General features: G+C 59.0%; 17 protein-coding genes and 2 pseudogenes. 15 read left to right on the top strand and 4 right to left on the bottom strand.

Annotation, left to right across the window (positions count from 1 at the left end; all coding sequences use genetic code 11):
* Positions 1-265 precede the first annotated feature (265 nt).
* The 3 genes and pseudogenes from AC1D19_RS12690 (at position 266) to AC1D19_RS12700 (ending at position 3,387) form a co-directional block, all read left to right on the top strand.
* Entirely contained in the window at positions 266-1,582 is a 1,317-nt protein-coding gene (locus AC1D19_RS12690) for a Na+/H+ antiporter family protein (RefSeq protein ID WP_477763414.1), read from the top strand.
* Between the two features lie 128 nt (positions 1,583-1,710).
* Positions 1,711-2,529: pseudogene (locus tag AC1D19_RS12695) on the top strand (cache domain-containing protein); the annotation flags it as partial.
* Between the two features lie 102 nt (positions 2,530-2,631).
* Positions 2,632-3,387, top strand: a complete 756-nt coding sequence (locus AC1D19_RS12700; protein ID WP_477763578.1) for a methyl-accepting chemotaxis protein — start codon at positions 2,632-2,634, stop codon at positions 3,385-3,387.
* 210 nt (positions 3,388-3,597) lie between these two features.
* Here the strand turns inward: AC1D19_RS12700 and AC1D19_RS12705 are convergent, their stop codons facing one another.
* A complete protein-coding gene (locus AC1D19_RS12705) occupies positions 3,598-3,945 on the bottom strand; it encodes a DUF6124 family protein (RefSeq protein ID WP_223460804.1) in 348 nt (115 codons plus the stop codon).
* 747 nt (positions 3,946-4,692) lie between these two features.
* Here AC1D19_RS12705 and AC1D19_RS12710 point away from each other — a divergent pair.
* The 5 genes and pseudogenes from AC1D19_RS12710 (at position 4,693) to AC1D19_RS12730 (ending at position 9,866) form a co-directional block, all read left to right on the top strand.
* The gene (locus tag AC1D19_RS12710) at positions 4,693-7,440 is read left to right on the top strand and encodes a glycoside hydrolase family 19 protein (RefSeq protein ID WP_477763415.1); all 2,748 of its coding nucleotides are present in this window, start codon (positions 4,693-4,695) and stop codon (positions 7,438-7,440) included.
* Positions 7,412-8,218 (top strand): hypothetical protein, encoded by an 807-nt coding sequence (locus tag AC1D19_RS12715; protein ID WP_223460808.1) that lies wholly within the window; start codon positions 7,412-7,414, stop codon positions 8,216-8,218. Before AC1D19_RS12710 ends, AC1D19_RS12715 begins: the two co-directional genes overlap by 29 nt.
* An 8-nt stretch (positions 8,219-8,226) precedes the next feature.
* Positions 8,227-9,462, top strand: a complete 1,236-nt coding sequence (locus AC1D19_RS12720) for a hypothetical protein (RefSeq protein ID WP_477763416.1) — start codon at positions 8,227-8,229, stop codon at positions 9,460-9,462.
* A 21-nt stretch (positions 9,463-9,483) separates the two neighbouring features.
* Positions 9,484-9,600 (top strand): annotated as a pseudogene (locus AC1D19_RS12725) (helix-turn-helix transcriptional regulator); the annotation flags it as partial.
* A gap of 101 nt (positions 9,601-9,701) precedes the next feature.
* The gene (locus AC1D19_RS12730; protein ID WP_103395323.1) at positions 9,702-9,866 is read left to right on the top strand and encodes a metallothionein; all 165 of its coding nucleotides are present in this window, start codon (positions 9,702-9,704) and stop codon (positions 9,864-9,866) included.
* 23 nt (positions 9,867-9,889) lie between these two features.
* Here the strand turns inward: AC1D19_RS12730 and AC1D19_RS12735 are convergent, their stop codons facing one another.
* Both AC1D19_RS12735 and AC1D19_RS12740 read right to left on the bottom strand, forming a co-directional pair.
* Positions 9,890-10,168, bottom strand: a complete 279-nt coding sequence (locus AC1D19_RS12735; RefSeq protein ID WP_223460812.1) for a hypothetical protein — start codon at positions 10,166-10,168, stop codon at positions 9,890-9,892.
* A 33-nt stretch (positions 10,169-10,201) separates the two neighbouring features.
* Positions 10,202-10,429: a DUF6555 family protein gene (locus AC1D19_RS12740; RefSeq protein WP_057714008.1), complete on the bottom strand. Its 228-nt coding sequence runs from the start codon at positions 10,427-10,429 to the stop codon at positions 10,202-10,204.
* A 148-nt stretch (positions 10,430-10,577) separates the two neighbouring features.
* On the opposite strand from AC1D19_RS12740, the gene AC1D19_RS12745 reads away from it, so the two are divergent.
* From AC1D19_RS12745 to mnmH, 5 genes are all read left to right on the top strand, one after another.
* A complete protein-coding gene (locus AC1D19_RS12745) occupies positions 10,578-11,357 on the top strand; it encodes an AraC family transcriptional regulator (RefSeq protein WP_477763417.1) in 780 nt (259 codons plus the stop codon).
* A 106-nt stretch (positions 11,358-11,463) separates the two neighbouring features.
* Complete coding sequence (locus tag AC1D19_RS12750; protein ID WP_477755721.1) at positions 11,464-11,637, top strand: DUF1427 family protein; 174 nt, start codon at positions 11,464-11,466, stop codon at positions 11,635-11,637.
* Positions 11,638-11,665: 28 nt separating this feature from the next.
* Positions 11,666-12,622: a quinone oxidoreductase family protein gene (locus AC1D19_RS12755; RefSeq protein ID WP_477763418.1), complete on the top strand. Its 957-nt coding sequence runs from the start codon at positions 11,666-11,668 to the stop codon at positions 12,620-12,622.
* A 176-nt stretch (positions 12,623-12,798) separates the two neighbouring features.
* Entirely contained in the window at positions 12,799-13,833 is a 1,035-nt protein-coding gene (gene selD / locus AC1D19_RS12760; RefSeq protein ID WP_477755719.1) for a selenide, water dikinase SelD, read from the top strand.
* Positions 13,833-14,936, top strand: coding sequence for a tRNA 2-selenouridine(34) synthase MnmH (gene mnmH, locus AC1D19_RS12765; protein WP_477763419.1), 1,104 nt, complete (start codon positions 13,833-13,835; stop codon positions 14,934-14,936). The genes selD and mnmH overlap by 1 nt, the downstream gene beginning before the upstream one ends.
* A 42-nt stretch (positions 14,937-14,978) precedes the next feature.
* Here the strand turns inward: mnmH and AC1D19_RS12770 are convergent, their stop codons facing one another.
* Positions 14,979-15,650: a histidine phosphatase family protein gene (locus AC1D19_RS12770; protein ID WP_477763420.1), complete on the bottom strand. Its 672-nt coding sequence runs from the start codon at positions 15,648-15,650 to the stop codon at positions 14,979-14,981.
* A gap of 354 nt (positions 15,651-16,004) precedes the next feature.
* On the opposite strand from AC1D19_RS12770, the gene AC1D19_RS12775 reads away from it, so the two are divergent.
* Together AC1D19_RS12775 and hemB are read left to right on the top strand one after the other, a co-directional pair.
* Complete coding sequence (locus tag AC1D19_RS12775; RefSeq protein WP_477763421.1) at positions 16,005-16,715, top strand: glutathione S-transferase family protein; 711 nt, start codon at positions 16,005-16,007, stop codon at positions 16,713-16,715.
* A gap of 128 nt (positions 16,716-16,843) precedes the next feature.
* Complete coding sequence (gene hemB, locus AC1D19_RS12780; protein WP_057714015.1) at positions 16,844-17,818, top strand: porphobilinogen synthase; 975 nt, start codon at positions 16,844-16,846, stop codon at positions 17,816-17,818.
* Positions 17,819-17,825 lie beyond the last annotated feature (7 nt).

Below are 17,825 nucleotides of genomic sequence, written 5' to 3' on the forward strand. Positions count from 1 at the left end.
CAAGTTGACGCCAGAAAATGCTGCAAGGTTCCATGAAGCATAATCAAGGTCCGGCAGATATCCACTCGCCATCATTTGATTGAGCTGCGCGCAGAAACAAATGTGGGAGCGCAATCCACTGCACACTCAGAGTCCCCACGAGCTTTGACACCGCGCCGACTCTACGGCAAAGTGCGCGCCCTCTAATAAAACCCATTCCTTTTATCCGCTGGCGGCTCTCGCAGACTGCCGGCCGGACTCTTTTCGCTTGCCCAGAGGTATGACAATGAATGCAGTAATTGCCGCGGTCGGCATCATGCTGGTACTCAGCCTGTCCCGCGTGCATGTGGTGATCGCCCTGATCGTCGGTGCGCTGGTCGGTGGCTTGACCGGTGGCCTGGGGATCGAAGCGACGCTCAAGGCTTTCAACAGCGGCCTCGGTGGCGGGGCGACGGTGGCGTTGTCCTACGCCTTGCTCGGGGCTTTCGCCGTGGCCATTGCCAAGTCCGGCATGGCCCATGCGCTGGCCGACAAGGCCCTGGCGATGGTCGATCGCCAGCACGCCAGCGGCGGTGGCCAGGTCAAATGGCTGCTGATCGGCCTGCTCTGGGTCGTGGCCATCGCCTCGCAGAACATCCTGCCGATCCATATCGCGTTCATTCCGTTGCTGGTGCCGCCGCTTCTTTATGTGCTGACCAGGCTGCAACTGGACCGTCGCCTGATCGCCTGTGTCATGACCTTCGGTTTGATCACGCCCTACATGTTTCTGCCGGTGGGCTTTGGCAACATCTTCCTCAATGAGATCCTGCTGGCCAACGTCGCCCGCAGCGGTGTGGACATCAGCGGCATCAATGTGACCCACGCCATGGGCATTCCGGCCCTGGGCATGGTGGCGGGCCTGCTGATCGCGTTTGTCAGCTACCGCAAGAAGCGTGTCTACGACCTGGAAAAGATCGAACAAGTCGAGCAGGTGGCGGTGCAATACAACCCGCTGAGCCTGATGGTGGCCGGCGTGGCCATCGCGGTGGCGTTCATCATTCAGTTGTTGCTGGATTCGATGATTATCGGTGCATTGGCCGGTTTCCTGATTTTCTCGGTGTCGGGCATCGTCAAATGGCGCGACACCGATGACCTGTTCACCGAAGGCATGAAAATGATGGCGATGATCGGCTTCATCATGATCGCAGCCTCAGGCTTTGCCGAAGTGATGAAGGCCACCGGTGAGGTGCAGACGCTGGTCGAGTCGTCGGCGGCGTATATCGATCACAGCAAAGGCATCGGCGCCTTGCTGATGCTGCTGGTGGGGTTGTTGGTGACCATGGGCATCGGCTCGTCGTTCTCCACCGTGCCGATTCTGGCGGCGATCTTCGTGCCGTTGTGCGTGCAACTGGGTTTCAGCCCGATTGCCATCGTGTGCATCGTCGGCACCGCCGGTGCCCTGGGCGACGCCGGTTCGCCGGCTTCGGACTCGACCCTCGGCCCGACCTCCGGCCTGAACATCGACGGCCAGCACCATCACATCTGGGACACCGTGGTCCCGACTTTCCTGCACTACAACCTGCCGCTGCTGGCGTTTGGCTGGATTGCGGCGATGGTGCTGTGATCTAACAAGCAAAAGATCAAAAGATCGTCCGAAGGCTGCGATCTTTTTGTGGCGTTCAACTTTTGACCCGGCGTGCCGTTAAAGCTTTTAACCACGCCAACAAAATCAAAAGAGTGAACGTCATGCGCATGAGCCTCAAGGCCAAAGTCCTGTCCCTTGCCGTCCTCCCGGTGTTGCTGTTTGCGCTGGTCATCAGCCTGACCACGCTGTTCATTCTGCAGGATCAGGCGCGCAAGGAAGTCGAGCAGACCCGCGAGCGCTTGCTCAGCGATGCCAAGGCGACCCTGCAAAGCTACGTGGCCGTGGCCATGACCACGATCAAACCGCTCTACGACGCGGCCGCCCCCGGCGATGAGACAGCGCGGGCCCAGGTGATCAAGCTGCTGTCGAGCATCACCTATGGCAAGGACGGCTACTTCTTCGGCTACGACTCCAACACCGTGCGCCTGTTCAAGGCCAACAGCCCCGAAGGCGTGGGCCAGAGCTTCAAGGACAACCGCGACCCGAACGGCGTCTACGTCAACCGCGACCTGGTGAAAGTCGCCAGGGACGGTACGCACTACCTGCAATACAGCTCGCCCTTGCCCGGCAACACCCAGGTGCTGGTGCCCAAGCTCGGTTACACCGAATACCTGCCGAAGTGGGACATGGCGGTCGGTACCTCGGTCAATCTCGACGGCATCGAAGCGCAAGTGGCGGTGGTCGAAGCCAAGGTCCAGGAGCGCATGCAAGGCATGGTGCTGAGCATCGTCGGCGTGGCGCTCGTGGTGCTGCTGGTGATCGCCGCTGCCGGGATGTTGCTGGCCAACACCATTCTGCGTCCGCTGCATTTGATGAAAGCCAACCTCGACGACATCGCGGCAGGCGAGGGTGATCTGACCCGCCGCCTGACCATCACCAGCCAGGACGAACTCGGTGAACTGGCCGGTTCCTTCAACCGTTTCGTCGACAAGATCCACGGCCTGGTACGGCAGATCACCGAAATGACCTCGCAACTGACCGGACTGGTGAATCAGGTGTCCGACCAGGCCAATCGCTCGGACCAGGCCATGGAGCGTCAGCGCCAGGAGACTGATCAGGTGGCCACGGCAATCAACGAAATGTCAGCGGCGGCTCAGGAAGTGGCCAAAAGCGCGCAGAATGCCGCGGTGGCTGCCCAGCAGACCGACGAAGAAGGCCAGGCGGCCAAGCGTGTGGTGGCCGGCAGCATCGAGAAAATTCATGCGTTGGTGGACGACATCCGCAGCAGCGGCGTGTCCCTCGACAGCCTGCAAAAAGACGTGTCGTCGATTGTCAGCGTGCTCGGGGTGATCCGCTCGATTGCCGAGCAGACCAACCTGCTGGCGCTCAACGCCGCCATCGAAGCCGCCCGTGCCGGCGAGGCCGGGCGCGGCTTTGCGGTGGTGGCCGATGAAGTGCGGGCGCTGGCCAGCCGCACGCAAATCAGCACCCAGGAAATCCAGGGCATGATCGACCGCTTGCAGGCCGGCACCCGGTCGGCGGTGGAGGCAATGCGCCGCTCCAGCGAGGCCGGCGACGGCACCTCGGCCCAGGCCAACGAGGCGGGGGCTTCGCTGGACACCATGGCCCAACTGATCGCGACCATCAATTCGATGAACGCGCAGATCGCCAGTGCCGCCGAAGAGCAAACCGCCGTGGCCGAAGAGATCAATCGCAGCGTGCATCAGATTGCCGTGGCGGTGGACAGCGTCGCCGACGAAACCCAGCTCGGCGCGCAGACTTCGCGCAGCCTGGCCGACCTCGGTCAGCGCCTGGGCGGTCTGGTGGGGCAGTTCCGGATCTGACAGAGCAACTTTTTGTGGCGAGGGGGCTTTCTCGCGCCGGGCTGCGCAGCGGCCCCAAAAATCTGTGAGCGCTACGCACTCAAGCGGGAGCAAGCTCCCTTGCCACAAAAAATCGCAGCCTGTGGCGGCTCAGGTTTTGCGTACACCCGCAAAATGACGGTTGTACCGGACCCATGGAGGAGCCGCCGCAGGCTGCGATCTTTTAATCTTCTACTCAGGCGGATAGATTCGATCCAGCGCCCGGTTCACCGCCAACTCGCCTAGCATGATGACTTGTGCGATACCCAGCAGCGTATTGCGACTCGTCCCCTCCGTACGATCCGCCAGATCCAGGGTCATGACATTGGCCGAGGCCAGTGACTCACACGCATGAGCCAGCAGGGTTTCACTATCGAGTTCCGGATTGACGATGAACATGGTGCAGAGTTTGCGCGGGGTGGCCTGTATGTCGGCGGCAGAGGGGATGCGTTCGGACCGCTCGTGGGAATTGTTTGAGTCGAGGGCTTCTGAAAGTTTTGCCGGATCTGCGTCCGGGGGATTCGGTGTTGGTTTGTTCATAAGTGCTTCCCTTTAGTGGTTGGGCCGCACCATCTCGCTACTACACGAAAGGGTGGCAGCTGTGCGCAAGTTAGTAGACCGGCAAGGAAAGCAAAAACCGGCGCGCCCGAGGACGCCATGCGCACAGCTACCATCAAGTGCAGGCGAATACCTGACTGATAATGCTCATGCGACCGCTTTAACCTTGGCCGGGCTACTAAACCCGATCACTGACGATCAGTGACGCGAATCAAGTTACCGAGCGGCCCCAGGGCGCACAAGCCGGCGGATTCTGGCGTAACCGTAGGCAACGACGCAAGGCGTTGTGGCTTTCGAGAAGTAAGCTTGATGGGTTGTCCGACAAGGCCTGGAAAACTCTTACAGTTCAGGCGCATCGGTATACGGACGCGTCCTACGTCACCCGCAGAAATGTCCTATTCCAGCCCTGATCACCTTCGTGAAAGCTGTCGAGCGCTTGAACGAGGGTGGATTTACAACCTCCCCGTACACCTCAAACAGGCCAGGGAGGTCTGAACCTTGCTCAACATACCTCGCACCTTCTTCGACCACAGCCGCCACAAATTCCACGTCCGCGGCTTCGACGCCGCCTTCGACGCCGCCTTCGACGTCCTTTCGCGTGCAGCGGTGCGGCCCATCAATTGCTGCAAGTGCCAGCGCCCTCGCAACTGACAGACACCCAAAGCCAAGTCCACGGAATTTACGGATTTCTCTGCCTGATCTTTTCCAGAACAAGGAGCGACACTCAACATGGCCAGTTTGCTTGCCCGATTTTTTGGATTTCACGGCAACCGCGGGGACTCGCGATGGGATGGGCCGAGTTCTCCGAGCTCGCCACCACCCGATACCCGGCCAGTCCCGGCGACCCCGGAAGCGGATAACTCCACACTGCTCCCTCTGAAAAACTGGTGCCATCCGTTCAAGGACAAACGCGATCCGCTGGCGCAGTTGACTCACATGGCCAATGCCGCTGCCGGTTACTACCCGCTAGGCCGCAGCGGGCTCTTTCATGGCGGCGTGCATTTCGACAGCGGCACCGTCGGCACCCTGGATCAGTCCAGCGTGCATTGCCTGGCCGACGGCGAAGTGGTGGCCTATCGCGTCGACACGCAGTCGCCGAAAACCGCTTACTTCGCCAATGATCGAACGGTCGAGAAACCCTTTTCGCGCAACTTCGTGTTGGTTCGCCATCACCTTCAACCGCCGAAGATCGAAGGTAGCCAGGACACTCCACCAAGCCTGATTTTTTATAGCCTCTACATGCATCTGCAGGATTGGGCGATGTATCAGAAGGATTCCACCCTCGCTCGCCCAAGATTCTGGCCCGAGCGTCCGACCTTTCGCGTCAAGCAGACGGCGTATGACGTCTTTCCCGGCCGGCCTGAACAGCGTGGCCTGAACGTGCGCAATAAGTTGAATGGCCAGGTAATCGATGTTCTGCCGCGAGGCGCCGAGGTGACTATTAGTGGCACCGGACAATTTCGCAAGTTGGAGAGCAGTCTGGGACCGGCCAAACTGCTCAACCCCGATGGCTCGATCAAGGGCTATCTCTCTACTCAGGTGCTCAAACACCCAGACCGCAAAGAAACCCGCATCAGTTCGTCGAAGACGACAGTCAACGTCCGGGCCGAACCGGTGATTGCCGATAACGTAATGTTCGATTTACCGGTTGAATCGGAAGTCACGGTCAGTGGCGAAGGCGAGTTTCGCAAGCTCGAGCGCATCAACCAGTATGTGCATTTTGACTCGCTGGAAGGTGCCATTGAGCCGGTAGCGACAGATCAGGTAGTGGTGCTTGACCAGCCTGTCGCAATCAAGGCAGGTGACCTCATCGGCCACCTCGGCCTGTATCAGGACGGCGGCGCGAATCAGCCGGATAAGAAGCTGCACCTGGAAACCTTCAGTGGTGATGACGTCGAGGAATTCATCGAAGCCAGTCGATTGTGGGCCCAACGCCTGCCGGAGAAAGACAGAACTTGGCTGAAACTCCCCATGGGCACACCGGTGGTGGCGCCTGAAGGAAATGTCACCGCTGCGCAATTGCAGGCGTCGAGTGATCCCAGCCCGCGCAGTGCTGCCGATTTGCTGGTCCCCAAAAAGATGCTCGATGATCTGCCGGCGGACCGAAAAATCCAGGTGCCCGCGAGCCCGACGCGCAAAGCTCGCACCTGGTATCACCTGAAACATTTGCTTCACGACGCCGACAACAATCTTCTTGATGGCTGGGTGTGTGAAGAGCCAGGCGTAACGCCTTGGGTCAGTCCGTGGGCTTGGGAAGGCTATGACGTCATCATCGACTTCAGCAGACCCAAACACTTGCTGGCCTCTTTTCTCAGCGCCATCGGCCGCTTCAGCGACGCTGAACGCGAGCGCTATCGTTCCATTGCCGAAAAAGACGACAAGGGCCCGATGAAACGCCGGTTGTACGAGATCATCGATCGCAACCGCGACGGCAAGATGACGGCCACTGAACTGCAAGCGGCCCTTGAGCGACCGGCTCATGCGCAGGCGATTTCGCAGATGATCCTGTACAAGGAAAGCGAGTGGTTTCAGCAGCCGAAGGTATGGGACGCACTGGATGAGTTGCTCGGCCATAGCGGCTCGACACCGCACTTGAATTGGCTGGCGGAGAAGCAGCGGATTGCACAGATGGGGTGGTGGAGGGAAGTTGCGGAGAAGGTGGGGTTGCCTTCGTGGGGGAGTGTGTATCACTTTCATCCGATTGGGATGTTTGGTTACTTTGCGAACACTGTAAACGGAGTGCTGAATTGCAAAATATGTGGCACTACGCTCAAATTAACGAAAGGTTTTTTGAGCGAAATATGCGGCAGCGAAGTGAACCCGCTTTTCATCAGTGCAATGGTTGAAGCATCTAAAAACCTGTTCAAGAAATACGGACTAGATAGCTGTGAGCAAATCACGCATCTACTAGCGCAAGCAAAGAAGGAGACTGGCGGGTTTTTACAATTTCGAGAGTCGTTGAACTACTCTAGGCGAACATACACTGCCGCCAAACTTTATAGATTATCTCCGACTGTAATCAATGCGGGGTTTTCTAGGAAAGGGCTTTCCTTCGCAAGTGATGAAGAAAAACTGAATTGGATAGATGAACATCTTATAGGTAACGATGCAGCTTACGGCTTGCATTGTTATGGCAATGCTGAGCAGCCAGGAAAAGATTTTAGAGGACGAGGGTTGATCCATCTCACTCATTATGAAACCTATAAGAAATGCGCCAGAGATACAGGGCTGCCGATTGACTCTAACCCAGAGCTCTTGGAGAAAGATTTCGCCGTTGCTATAGAAACAGCACTGTGGTTCTGGAAGGTAAGGCGTATAGCAGCGATTGCGGAAGATCCGTCCCTAAATGGGGACGTCGGCGTTACCGCGGTGACTCGCCCCATAAATATCGGATTGGCAGGTTTGCCTGATCGCCAAAAATACAAGCGGGAGATTACTAAAGAATTCAATGCTCACTTTGATAGTAGGTGTAAATGAAGTGATTAAGTTAATTATAATTTTTGGTTATCTGCTTGGGTCGACGGCAATAGCGAGTGATCAAGGGTGCAGCGCTATTGGCCTTCGGGAAGCTTATGGCTATATGGATGTACATGGGGTGAAAGCATGTTTCGTCTACACAAAAGCAGAGGTGCAAACCGAGGGGCAGTTGTCCCGTGATCCTGATGAAATATCCCTTTACTCGGTTATTCCATCTGAAAGCCCAAAGTTTGTTTATGAATTTCCATACGCGGGTACGGAAGGAGCAATCACCGACGCTTTTTTTCTTCCAGTTGGTGGGATGGGCGAAGAAATGCTGTTCGTTATCCATCGCATGGAAACGCCAAGAGCGTGGGATCCGGTAAGTGATATTTACGACGTAAGTGTTATTAGGCTGGAGGGCGAAACTTTACTTCTTGATCGAAAGCGTACACGTTTTTTTGATCTGGGTGGGGATTCTGTCGATGAACAAGGACGATCAACGTATATATATCCGTACAAAGACAAAAAAAGTGTTGAAGCGGTAGTTGGTTCGCCCTTGTTTTACTCCATCATTGCTGACAAAGAAATCACAGGTACCATTTTAGAGAAAGCATTTCTTTTTGATGGTGGCTCTGAACCGGAACAGCAGAGTAAAACTAAGATGTATTTAATCGAGGGCGACAGAGTTTTGGTGACGGATTCGACTGCCGGATGGTGCAAGGTTTCCTACCAAGCAAAGATAAAGATGATTACGAAATGGGCTCAGTGTAAGTCGATAAACTTTTCGGCGAGTTAGGTGAAGACATGCCAATCAGACTGGATAAAATTCCTCCTCTCGCACTGCGCCCTCAACGACCTCGATTTTTGCTTTGGCTCGCCATGTTGTTGCTGTTTTGTTTGTTAGGTGTTGCAGCGACGCTGTTGTTCGGCGACGAAACATTACCTCAACGGTCTTCGGATTTCTGGAGCTGGGCCGTAAGCATTCCAATCCTGGTTTGGTGCGTGCTGGGTTTCGGGCGAGTGCTGTTGCACGCCGGCGAACAAGGTGCCGCCGATGGTTGGGATGAGGCTCGTGAAGAAGACCTGATCCGCAAGATTCGTCAGCGGCGTCGCTCGCAACAGGTGTTGGGAGTGAGCTTGCAGACTGCTCTTGAAGAACCTGCGGATGTTCCGGAAATACAGCTTGACGCTCTGCTGAGTGGGACGACGGCGCTGAAGTCACAAGCGTCCAGGGTGGATGGATCAATACTTCGCCATAGTTGTTTATCTAACGATGCAGATGAAAATCCGGAAGCAATATTGCTGAGTATATGGGCGCAGACGCTCGCCGACATGGTGCCCACTTTGGCGCAGTTGCCTGCCGATCAACCGCTGGCCCTGTTGCTGGATGTCGATACCGGTTTGCCGGAGAAGCAATGGCGCCGAGTTTGGCGACAGGCATGGCGCGAATCCGGTATTCGCCAGCCCGTTACCCCTGTGGATGGCACCGGTCTGGCTGCACTGGACCAGTGGCTTGACCAGCGTATTGGTGATCGGGCGTTGTTGTTGGTTTTGGCCGTGCAGTTTGCGCCGCAGCAGCCTGAAGGCACGGCGGAAGCCGCCGTCGGGCTGTTGTTTGGCAATCGTCTGACGCAAACCACATTGCCGCCGATAGCCTACCTTCACCGTCCGGAGCAGGAGCGCAAGCCCACCGCCGATGATCTGCTTTACGCTACGCGCCAGGCTCTTGATTGGGTGCCGCTTGAATCGACATCAATCGAGCAGGTTTGGCAAGTGGGTATTGATGGGCGACGGGCTGCCGCCATTGCAGGCGTGTTGTCTGAAGTCCCCATGTCAGTCAATAGGCCGGGATTGTGCAACCTCGATGCAATGCTGGGTCATCCAGGCTGCGCTTCGCCTTGGCTAGCCGTCGCTGCCGGGGCGCAGGCTATTCGGCGCGGTGCCGGGCCACAATTCATCTTCAGTGGCGGAGCGGCTGCGGCTGGTCTCTGGGGCACGGTGTTGATGCCAGCATCAGCACTTTTGAAATTGGAGTCTTGAACGTAGTTCTTACGGGTGATTTCTACCGCCAGCCAGATGAACATCTCGCCGGAAACCGTGCGTATGAACCGCAGGAATTTGTATTTGAAACTGGAGGTGGGTTCGCAGTCGGAGTTGTTTGCGTTGTTTATCGAGTGACTGCGCAGGCACTGAAAAGTCAAAAGATCGCAGCCTGCGGCAGCTCCTACACTTACGGTGTGCATCTGAGCACTGGCGACCACACAAGAGGAGTCAGACCCATGATTGACCGTGAAAGTATCTGCGATTGTCCGAAATGTTCCTGCAAACTCGGTGAACATCCGATTGCCCGTCACGGCAAGCATTACTGCTGTGAAGCCTGCGCCAAGCACCATGAACACGGCGAGGAATGCACCCATAAAGGTTGCAAGTGCGCTCATGGCTGACAACCGCGAATGAAAAGTGGAGCCTAATCTGGCTCCACTTCCAGCCTGAGGCTGTCATCCTCCAGGCGTTCGCTGTGGCGCACGGTGCCTTGCAAGCGCCGCCCTTCGACCCGCAGCACCAGGGTCTTGGCTTGCTCCAGATCTTCCGGCAGTGGCGCCGGGACGCGTATGGCGAAGCAGAATGGGTCATTTTCGACCTGTTCCAGGCCGATCAGGCACTCGGCGCTCTTGGTGATGCGGCCGGTCGGCGTGTCCAGACCGTAGTCCAGCTGCGCAGGGCTGTTGACGGGTGTTGTGCTCATATCCCTTCCCCCGAACCTGATGGTTACCGGATATTAGTTCGCCGGCCGCCACTTGACGTTTTCCACGCCGAATTTTTCAGCCATCGGCTTGCTGGTCTTTTGCACCTTCTCGCGTCCGAAACGGGGGATTCGCCCCACCCCTGCGTCGCAGCTCGCCCAATGCCAGGCTTCTGCGTTATCCATTTTTTCCAGGCGGATAATGAATGATTTCGGAGCGCCATGGAGGGTGTACTCGATGACGAATAATTTTGCACTGTTCATAAAGCTCCGGTTCCTCCCTGTCTTACATAAAAGGATCGCGCGCCATCTGGAAAATTCACTCGGTTTGTCGGACGGCGGCGGTTGCTGGCGACAAGTTCGGTGCCTCGTTACCATGGGGTCTTCCGGCCCCCCCAAATGAACATAGACCATGGCCCTCGCCGCACCGCCTGACCTGAGTGACACCGATGTGCCCGTGCAACCGCTGGCTCGCACCTATCCGCGCGGGTTGTACATCGAGCCCCATGAGCACGTCTGGGGCCAGTTGCTGTATGCGATGAGCGGTGTGATGTGGGTCGAGACGCCGCACGAGGCGCTGGTGGTGCCGCCGCAGCGGGCGGTGTGGTTGCCGCCCGGCGTGCCCCACGGGATTCGCGTGGTGTCCGACCTGCAAATGCGCAATATCTACTTGCGCCCGTCCCTGGCGGCGACCCTGGATGACAGCGTGCAAGTCATTGAGGTCGGCGGTTTGCTGCGCGAGCTGATCGTCGGTCTGGTGGAGCAGGGCAACGACGGGCCGCCCGAGTATTACGACGCGCTGGTGGGGCTGGCACTGCTGGAGCTCAAGCGGGCCAGGCGTTCGCTGCTGAAAATCCCGCTGCCGGACGATTCCGACCGACGGCTGATGAACCTGTGTCAGGCGGTCATGGCCGCGCCTTCACTGGACATTCCTTTCGAACAACATGCGGATAACGCCGGAGCCAGCGTGCGCACCCTGGCGCGGCTGTTCAAGGACGGCCTGGGCATGGGTTTCGCCGAGTGGCGGCGTCAGGTGCAACTGGCGACGGCGGTGGCCGGGTTGATCCAGGGCGCACCGGTCAGTGCGATTGCCCGGGAGCTGGGCTATTCGCCGAGCAGCTTCAGTGACATGTTTCGTCGTGAGCTGGGTGTCGCCCCCTCGCAGTTTCCTGCGGCGCAACGCCAGGACTGAGTTCGCCGAGGCCAGGCTTTGGCCGAAATTCAGAAGCACTTGGCCGATGCTCGCAGGTTACGCCCTCTAGACTCAGCGCATACCTCAATTGCCCCCGGAGTCTGTCATGAACTTCCTCATGTCACTGGCCATCGGTCTGGGCGTCGGTCTGCTGTACGGCGCCCTGGATTTTCGTTCCCCCGCACCCCCGGCCATCGCGTTGGTAGGCCTGCTCGGCATGCTCGCCGGCGAAAAGCTCTGGCCGATGGGAAGGGAGCTGGTGGCTGGCTGGATCTCCTGACCCCTTCCTTTATTCAATGGACACGCCCATGAAAGCTCTGCAATTCGACAAAACCGGTGATCTCTCGGCCCTGCGCTACGTCGAGGTGCCGACCCCCGTGCCCGGTGCCGATGAAGTGCTGGTCGAGATCAAGGCCGCTGGCCTCAACCCCAGCGATGTGAAAAACGTGCTGGGACGTTTTCCCTACACCACCTTGCCGCGAATTCCCGGTCGGGATTTTGCCGGGGTGGTCGTGGCCGGCCCGCAGGCGTTGATCGGCCGGGAAGTCTGGGGCACGGGCCGGGAACTGGGTTTTTTTGCCGACGGTTCCCACGCGCAGTTCGTCAAGCTGCCGGCCAATGGCGTGGCGCTCAAACCCACGCACCTGAGCTTCGCCCAGGCCGCCAGCCTCGGCGTGCCATACACCACGGCGTGGGATGCACTGGAACGCAGCCTGGTGACGGCCGAAACCCGATTGCTGGTCATCGGTGGCGGGGCGGTCGGCAGTGCCGCGCTGGCCCTGGCCAAGGTGCGTGGCGCCCGGGTGCTGGCGGCCGCGCGGCGTCCGGAACAGGTCAAGGACTTGCAAGACCAGGGCTATCAGACCCTGCAACTGGATAAACCCGAAGATTTGGGCGCACAGGTCAACGCGGTGTATGCCGGCGGCGCCGATGTGATTTTCGACACCACCGGTTTCTGGCTGCCGGCCTCGGTGGCTGCCCTGGCCGCGTTTGGCCGCATCGCAATCATCGCGGCGCCGGTGGACGGTCACGTGCAGTTACCGGCCCTGGCGTTGTATCGCAAGGGTGGCTCAGTGGTGGGGATCAACTCGTTGCTGTACGGGGTACAGGCGTGTGCGGCGATGCTCGAGCAGTTCGGCCGGTTCTTCGATCAAGGCTTGTTGCCATTGCCCCAGGGACTGTTCGAATCACCATTGGCTGAAGGACTGGAGCGTTATGCCGAAGTGAATCAGGGCAGTGGCGACAAGGTGATTCTGCTGCCATGACCCAACCCCCTGTAGGAGCTGGCTTGCCAGCGAAGATGGCGGTACATCCAAAATCAACGTAACTGACGGACCGCTTTCGCTGGCAAGCCAGCTCCTACAGGGTCCGTGGCCGCGCAATGCCTTGCGCAGGCCTCGCTCTGTTAGAATCGGCCCCATTGACCCAATGAGGTGCCCCCATGAGCGAACCGATTCGCCTGACCCAATACAGCCACGGCGCCGGTTGCGGCTGCAAGATCTCCCCCCAGGTGCTGGAAGTGATCCTGGCCGGCAGCGGGGCGCAGAACCTCGATCCGAAGCTCTGGGTCGGCAACGCCTCGCGCGACGACGCGGCGGTGTATGCCATCGACGAAGAACGCGGCGTGGTCTCGACCACCGACTTTTTCATGCCGATCGTCGACGATCCCTTCGATTTCGGCCGAATTGCCGCCACCAATGCCATCAGCGACATCTACGCCATGGGCGGCGATCCGTTGATGGCAATTGCGATTCTGGGCTGGCCGGTGAACGTGCTGGCCCCGGAAATTGCCCGGGAAGTGATACGCGGCGGCCGTTCGGTATGTGACGAGGCGGGCATCCCGCTGGCCGGCGGGCACTCCATCGACGCACCTGAGCCAATCTTTGGCCTGGCCGTCACCGGTCTGGTGGAAAAGCGCCACATGAAGCGCAACGACACCGCCACGGCCGGTTGCCTGCTTTATCTGACTAAACCCCTCGGCATCGGCATCCTTACGACTGCCGAGAAAAAGGGCAAGTTGCGTCATGCCGACATCGGCCTGGCCCGGGACTGGATGTGCACCCTGAACAAACCCGGCAGCCGCTTCGGCAAGCTCGATGGCGTGACCGCGATGACCGACGTCACCGGTTTCGGCCTGCTCGGGCACCTGGTGGAAATGGCCGACGGCAGCCAGCTCACGGCGCGCATTGAATACGACCGCATACCGCGCCTGCCGGGCGTCGAGTATTACCTGGAACAGGGCTGCGTACCGGGCGGGACTCTGCGTAATTTCGACAGCTACGCCAGCAAACTCGGACGCCTTCAGGAACTGCACAAACGCGTGCTCTGCGACCCGCAGACCAGCGGCGGCCTGCTGATTGCCGTGACGCCCGAAGGCAACGAGCAATTCCTTTCTGTGGCCGCTGAGCTGGGCTTGAGCCTGGAACCGATCGGTGAACTGGTCGAGCGACAGAGCAACGCGGTCGAGGTGTTTTGATGTTCGTCGACTGCACTGATTACCGCGACATCTTCCTCAACGACCGGCCAATGATGGACGCCCGCGCGCCCGTCGAATTCAGCAAAGGCGCGTTTCCCGGCGTGATCAACCTGCCGTTGATGAATGACCATGAACGCCAGCGGGTCGGCACCTGCTACAAGCAGCACGGCCAGCAAGCGGCCATCGTGCTGGGGCATCAACTGGTGTCGGGCGCGGTCAAGGCCGAACGCATCCAGGCCTGGGCCGATTTTGCCCGGGCGCATCCGGAAGGCCTGCTGTATTGCTTTCGCGGCGGCCTGCGCTCGCAGATCGTCCAGCAATGGCTCAGGGACGAGGCCGGCATCGACTATCCACGGGTGGGCGGCGGCTACAAGGCCATGCGTACCTTCCTGCTGGACACCCTCGATCAAGCCGTGACCCAGTGCGATTTCGTCCTGTTGGGCGGGATGACCGGCACCGGCAAAACCGAGGTGCTCACGCAACTGGGCAACGCCGTGGACCTTGAAGGTCATGCCAACCATCGCGGCTCCAGTTTCGGTAAACGCGCCACGGGCCAACCCTCGAATATCGACTTCGAAAACCGCTTGGCGGTAGACGTGCTGAAAAAACGCGCCCGGGGCATCGAGCAGTTCGTATTGGAAGACGAAAGCCGCGCGGTGGGCAGTTGTGCGCTGCCGTTGCCGCTGTACCAGGGCATGCAGCAGTTTCCGATGGTGTGGCTGGAAGACAGCCTGGAAGGTCGGGTCGAGCGGATCCTGCGCGATTACGTGGTGGATCTGTGCGCCGAATTCATCGGCGTGCATGGCGATGACGGCTTTGCGTTGTTTTCCGAACGCCTGCTGGCGAGCCTGAACAATGTGCAGAAGCGCCTGGGTGGCGAACGTCATCGGCGCATGCTGGTTTTGATGGAGGATGCGTTGGTTGAGCAGGCCCGCAGTGGCGCGGTGGATCTGCACCGGGGCTGGATCGAAGGGTTGCTGTGCGAGTATTACGATCCGATGTACGCGTTCCAGCGGGAGAAGAAAGACGCACGGATCGAGTTTGCCGGGGAGCGTGGGGCGGTTCTTGAGTATCTGCGCGAGCGGGGCAGCCAGCGAGGGTGATGTAGCCTGTGCCGGCCTCATCGCGAGCAGGCAATGCACAACTCAGGTCGGGCAGGTTTCAGCACCGTTATCCAGACCTTGCTTGTACACATGGCTCTGCAAGCTGGCCTTGCCGTTGTGCCAGGTCAGGGTCAGTACATACAGCGAGTCGTAGTCGCTGGACTCCCAGTCGTCGATGATCTTCGCATCCTCGCCGGTGGCTTCTTCGGCCACCGTGTTGATCAGCTCCGGCAGGTAGCCGTGTGACCAGGCCGTGTAGATGACCGAGTTGTGATACTTGCCCTGGAGCAGTTCTTCGGCCAGGTCATCGGTGTCATTGGCGGAAAAATTGATGTTCACCGGCAGGCCCAGCTTGATGGCGCTGGGGCTGATGGTCATCAGGGGGCGGATGTAACTGTAGGAATTGTCGAACTCGCCTTCCTCGACGTTACGGGTCGGGTTCGCCGCAAACACATAGTTGGCCTTGCCGAACTTTTCCGGCAGCAGCGTGGCCAGGTCGATGGCGCGGTTGAGTCCCTGGCAATTGAGCTGGCCCAGGCCTGCGGCGGGTTTTTCCCCGTGGCGCAGGAAGACCAGCGTCTGGGTGCCATCCATCGGTTGGGCGCGACTTGCGCCGGGCTCCAGCGACAGGAACAACGCGCTGACCACCAAGAGGGCGGGCAACAAAAGGTAAGCGCGATGTTTAAAGCGTTTGGCAAAATTGAACAGGTTCATGAATAAAAGGATCTTCAGCGCAATTCGGTTAAGGCTGACAAACATTTACACCACGATTGTGCTGCGTCGGGTGTTTCCATGTCATTGAAGCCGGTCCGTTTCAAAGGAGTGGTGCTCAGAGTCCCCTGAACCCGTTTGGTTCGATTTCGGTCGAGTGCCGCTAACCTTCAAGGGTTTTCAGCGAAGGCTATCGACAGGATGTTGCACAAATGTGGACACAATACACCGGATGGTGTTGAAAAAGTGGTGATCTCTTTTGATCTCGCCTATCAGCGAGATTCATGGCTTCAACGGATCGCTGAGCGGATATCTACATTATTATCGTCACTCTCAATGTATTCGTGGATCCCGCCCATGACCGATTTGTCCGCATTCCCCATCACCCGCAAATGGCCTGCCCAGTATCCCGAGTGGATTCAGCTGTACTCCTTGCCGACCCCCAACGGCGTCAAGGTCTCGATCATGCTCGAAGAGATCGGCCTGCCGTATGAACCTCACCGGGTAGGCTTCGACACCAACGACCAGATGTCCCCGGAATTTCTTTCCCTCAACCCCAACAACAAGATCCCGGCGATCCTCGACCCCCACGGTCCGGACGACCTGCCGTTGGCGCTGTTCGAGTCGGGGGCGATTCTGATCTACCTGGCGGACAAGAGCGGGCAACTGCTGGCCCAGGAATCGGCAGCGCGCTACGAAACGATCCAGTGGCTGATGTTCCAGATGGGCGGGATCGGTCCGATGTTCGGCCAGCTCGGATTTTTCAACAAGTTCGCCGGCAAGGACTACGAAGACAAGCGTCCCCGTGACCGCTACGTCGAGGAAAGCAGACGCCTGCTCAAGGTGCTGGACGGCCGTCTGCAAGGGCGCGACTGGATCATGGGCGAGCGCTACACCATCGCCGACATCGCTACCTTCCCGTGGGTGCGCAACCTGATCGGCTTCTATGAGGCCGGCGATCTGGTGGGCATCCAGAACTTCCCTAACGTCACGCGGGTGCTGGAACGTTTCCTGGCGCGGCCGGCGGTGGTGCGCGGGTTGCAGATTCCGAGCCCGGTCGCTGGTTGAAATCATTCCCCTGTAGGAGCTGGCTTGCCAGCGAAAGCGGTGGGTCAGTCATATAATCGCTGCCTGACACTACGCCTTCGCTGGCAAGCCAGCTCCTACATCTCATCCTCTGAAATCCAGGAATACCCATGTCCAGTCAGTTCCCCGAAGCACGCCCACGCCGTCTGCGCCGCAATGCGAGCCTGCGCAGCCTGTTCCAGGAGACCGAGTTCAGCCTGAACGACCTGGTGCTGCCGATTTTCGTCGAAGAAGAAATCGACGACTTCGTGCCGATCAAAAGCATGCCGGGCGTGATGCGCATTCCCGAGTCGAAACTGGCCGGCGAGATCGAGCGCTACGCCCGTGCCGGGATCAAGTCGGTGATGACCTTCGGCGTGTCCCATCACCTGGATAGCAGCGGCAGCGACACCTGGCGCGAGGACGGTCTGGTCTCGCGCATGTCGCGTATCGCCAAGGACGCGGTGCCTGAAATGATCGTGATGTCCGACACCTGTTTTTGCGAGTACACCGACCACGGCCATTGCGGCGTGCTGCACAACCATGAAGTCGACAACGACCAGACCCTGATCAATCTCGGCAGGCAAGCGGTGGCGGCGGCCCGTGCCGGTGCCGACGTGATCGCCCCGTCGGCGGCGATGGACGGGCAAGTCCAGGCGATTCGCCGGGCCCTCGATGACGCCGGGTTTACCCAGACGGCGATCATGGCCTATTCGACCAAATTCGCCTCGGCGCTCTATGGCCCGTTCCGCGAGGCGGGCGGCAGTGCGCTCAAGGGCGACCGTAAGAGCTACCAGATGAACCCGATGAACCGCCGCGAAGCGATACGCGAATCGTTGCTCGACGAGCAGGAAGGTGCCGATGCGCTGATGGTCAAGCCGGCCGGTGCGTACCTGGACATCATCCGCGACATCCGCGAAGCCTCGCGCCTGCCGCTGTCGGCGTATCAGGTGAGCGGTGAGTACGCGATGATCAAGTTTGCCGCCCAGGCCGGGGCCATCGATGAGGACCGTGTGGTGCGCGAGAGCCTTGGAGCGATCAAGCGCGCCGGGGCAGACCTGATCTTTACGTACTTTGCGATGGATCTGGCCTTGGCCGGGATCTAAGGACCAC

The organism is Pseudomonas sp. P1_C12, from assembly GCF_056406435.1.

Bases quoted from the DNA above. Each gene is read 5' to 3' on its own strand.
- AC1D19_RS12690 (WP_477763414.1), top strand. From the start codon at position 266: ATGAATGCAGTAATTGCCGCGGTCGGCATCATGCTGGTACTCAGCCTG.
- AC1D19_RS12700 (WP_477763578.1), top strand. From the start codon at position 2,632: ATGGAGCGTCAGCGCCAGGAGACTGATCAGGTGGCCACGGCAATCAAC.
- AC1D19_RS12705 (WP_223460804.1), bottom strand. From the start codon at position 3,945: ATGAACAAACCAACACCGAATCCCCCGGACGCAGATCCGGCAAAACTT.
- AC1D19_RS12710 (WP_477763415.1), top strand. From the start codon at position 4,693: ATGGCCAGTTTGCTTGCCCGATTTTTTGGATTTCACGGCAACCGCGGG.
- AC1D19_RS12715 (WP_223460808.1), top strand. From the start codon at position 7,412: ATGCTCACTTTGATAGTAGGTGTAAATGAAGTGATTAAGTTAATTATA.
- AC1D19_RS12720 (WP_477763416.1), top strand. From the start codon at position 8,227: ATGCCAATCAGACTGGATAAAATTCCTCCTCTCGCACTGCGCCCTCAA.
- AC1D19_RS12730 (WP_103395323.1), top strand. From the start codon at position 9,702: ATGATTGACCGTGAAAGTATCTGCGATTGTCCGAAATGTTCCTGCAAA.
- AC1D19_RS12735 (WP_223460812.1), bottom strand. From the start codon at position 10,168: ATGAGCACAACACCCGTCAACAGCCCTGCGCAGCTGGACTACGGTCTG.
- AC1D19_RS12740 (WP_057714008.1), bottom strand. From the start codon at position 10,429: ATGAACAGTGCAAAATTATTCGTCATCGAGTACACCCTCCATGGCGCT.
- AC1D19_RS12745 (WP_477763417.1), top strand. From the start codon at position 10,578: ATGGCCCTCGCCGCACCGCCTGACCTGAGTGACACCGATGTGCCCGTG.
- AC1D19_RS12750 (WP_477755721.1), top strand. From the start codon at position 11,464: ATGAACTTCCTCATGTCACTGGCCATCGGTCTGGGCGTCGGTCTGCTG.
- AC1D19_RS12755 (WP_477763418.1), top strand. From the start codon at position 11,666: ATGAAAGCTCTGCAATTCGACAAAACCGGTGATCTCTCGGCCCTGCGC.
- selD (WP_477755719.1), top strand. From the start codon at position 12,799: ATGAGCGAACCGATTCGCCTGACCCAATACAGCCACGGCGCCGGTTGC.
- mnmH (WP_477763419.1), top strand. From the start codon at position 13,833: ATGTTCGTCGACTGCACTGATTACCGCGACATCTTCCTCAACGACCGG.
- AC1D19_RS12770 (WP_477763420.1), bottom strand. From the start codon at position 15,650: ATGAACCTGTTCAATTTTGCCAAACGCTTTAAACATCGCGCTTACCTT.
- AC1D19_RS12775 (WP_477763421.1), top strand. From the start codon at position 16,005: ATGACCGATTTGTCCGCATTCCCCATCACCCGCAAATGGCCTGCCCAG.
- hemB (WP_057714015.1), top strand. From the start codon at position 16,844: ATGTCCAGTCAGTTCCCCGAAGCACGCCCACGCCGTCTGCGCCGCAAT.